Genomic DNA, 2101 nt, shown 5'->3' with positions numbered 1-2101 from the left:
CTAAACGTTCCGAGAAATAAAAGTGAAAGAATGACTTAATAGAAGTGTAGTAGTGTGGTAGAAAAATAAAAACTAATCTAAGAGAAGATTTAAACTAAAATGGAGGACTAAATGCTAAATGAAGTGAAGTTTGAAGGACATATAGAAGAGGTAAGACTGAAAAATGAGAAGGTATTAAAGTTTACTGTGGTTAATCAGCAAAGAGGGAAACTCCGAAAGATTACGGCGACTGTATTTAATGGGATGACTACAGGTAGCATCTACAATAGTGTGGAAGAATTAATAGGTAGACTAGTTGTAGTAGAAGGAGAATTGTTCGAATCCAATTACCTTGATAAGAGAACGAACCAATGGGTAAATACTTATTGCGTTCAGGTGAGTGGATTAGTTGCTAGGTAAATTGGAGCATGAGTTACCCTCAGAATGGGCAAGCCCATACTCTTTATGCAATCCAGCGCGATGTAAATGGGGTGAGGGAAGATGTGATGAGTAGGAGAGAGAAAATGGACATAAAACGACTTGATGGGATGGCTAAAGCTGGCGAAGAATTGCCACAAGGATTAGCCTCCTATAAACAGAACTATTATATTGCCTCAAGAGGTTTATACAAGCAATACGAAAGAGGTGAAATAGATTTAACAAGGGCACGAATAGAAAAAGCTGAACTCATGGAAGCCTATAAGGAAGGTGAGTGGGAATGGGAGTACTTCCTTAAGTTACACCCAATACTGGACAAGCTACAGCAACTCGCTAAGGAAGGCTCCAATAGTGTGGTTGAATTTGAAATACTTGAATTGATAGAGAAGTTATTAAAGTAAGTAGGACATCAAGGAGGGACAAAGTGAAGGAGAGTAGTTATAGCAAGGTAGAAGGTATCCTCTATGGGTTACCAAAGTTAAAAGTAGAAATTGATAATCTAAGGTTAGACCTCGAAGAAATACAAGAAATCGTTGGTATTAGAGGAAACAGCTTTAATGAGAAGGCTGGGAGTGTCACACATGCATTTAGTAGCGCTGTAGAGAATGAAGTGATTCATAGGGATGAGAAGATAGGCGAGAAAGTTGTAGCCCTTACAAGTGCAATATCTCGCAAGGAAAGGGAGTTGAAAAAGGTAGAAAATATACTAGCAACCCTTACTGAAGAAGAATATATGCTTATTGAAATGAAGTACTTTAAAAGGTATACAGTTAATAGGATATGTGAGATACTTGATATTTCAGGCGATACATTTACAAAGCGTCGTAAGAAGATTATAGTGAAGCGACTAATTCCTCTTTTTATAAGGGGTTAGTGAATGTTTATTAAATAGTCTAAACAGTGTGTTATAATATAAATAAAAGAGCGTATAAGGATGTGGTTAAGGATGGTGAAAAAAATGAAATTAATATTGATGTGTTTTATGTGTTTAATAGGCATGGTAGGATGCCAACTACAACGGGACGCAACCCCCAAATTAGTTTATGAAGAGCTATCCAAAAGAGAAGAGTATCTATTAAATCTGACAGGAAGTAAAGTGTTAATTTATAATCTAGATGATCTTCCGAATAACAAAAATTATGAGATTGAACTAGTCTACGAAGTTTATGAGGATGGTAAAAAAATAAAAGAAGAACCCATAATTGCTCTTATTAATGACCATACAAGTGAAAAAATACTCACAAAAACTATAGCCTTGAATATTCAAGAAGATAAAATAAGATATCTTCTAGGTAGCGAAAATGGATATGCTAGTGGTAAATATGATTTGGAAGAAGAGTTAAGCAAATACTCAATGGCCTGGTTACCTGATGATATTGAATTAAATCTAGGAACAGAAGTATATCTTTGCCATGCCCATTCAGGAAATTCTACTGCAAGTACTGTTACTTTAGGAATTCCTATTGATACAAATCAACTTAATAAGGCTTTACACAATAATCAAACGAACATTTTTATTAAATTGTCCTTTAAAGAAATTTAGAATTTAATAGTTATTGAAAAGTTATTGTTTTTTTATTGTAAAAATGGGTTATAAGTTATTGTGTGGAAGAGTTATATTAATAGTGTCTTAAATTTCATATTTAACTCCACCCTTAAATATTTTTTGTTTTACATTCCTTAA

Annotated in this window: 4 protein-coding genes; all 4 read left to right on the top strand. The window is 34.1% G+C overall.

What is annotated here, in order from left to right; genetic code table 11:
- Positions 1–111: 111 nt before the first annotated feature.
- The 4 genes from H8718_RS20010 to H8718_RS19995 all read left to right on the top strand — a co-directional run bounded on the left by H8718_RS20010 (position 112) and on the right by H8718_RS19995 (position 1960).
- Positions 112–399 (top strand): hypothetical protein, encoded by a 288-nt coding sequence (locus H8718_RS20010; RefSeq protein ID WP_249334824.1) that lies wholly within the window; start codon positions 112–114, stop codon positions 397–399.
- A gap of 104 nt (positions 400–503) precedes the next feature.
- On the top strand, positions 504–818 hold the full coding sequence (locus tag H8718_RS20005) for a hypothetical protein (protein ID WP_249334823.1): 315 nt from the start codon (positions 504–506) through the stop codon (positions 816–818).
- 23 nt (positions 819–841) lie between these two features.
- Complete coding sequence (locus H8718_RS20000) at positions 842–1291, top strand: hypothetical protein (RefSeq protein WP_249334822.1); 450 nt, start codon at positions 842–844, stop codon at positions 1289–1291.
- Positions 1292–1363: 72 nt separating this feature from the next.
- Positions 1364–1960 (top strand): hypothetical protein, encoded by a 597-nt coding sequence (locus H8718_RS19995; RefSeq protein WP_249334821.1) that lies wholly within the window; start codon positions 1364–1366, stop codon positions 1958–1960.
- Positions 1961–2101: the final 141 nt, after the last annotated feature.

The sequence above is a fragment of the Zhenhengia yiwuensis genome (assembly GCF_014384995.1).
Lineage (GTDB): Bacteria > Bacillota > Clostridia > Lachnospirales > Cellulosilyticaceae > Zhenhengia > Zhenhengia yiwuensis.
Note: the sequence above shows the minus strand (reverse complement) of the source record. Positions and strands in the feature narration are given on the sequence as shown.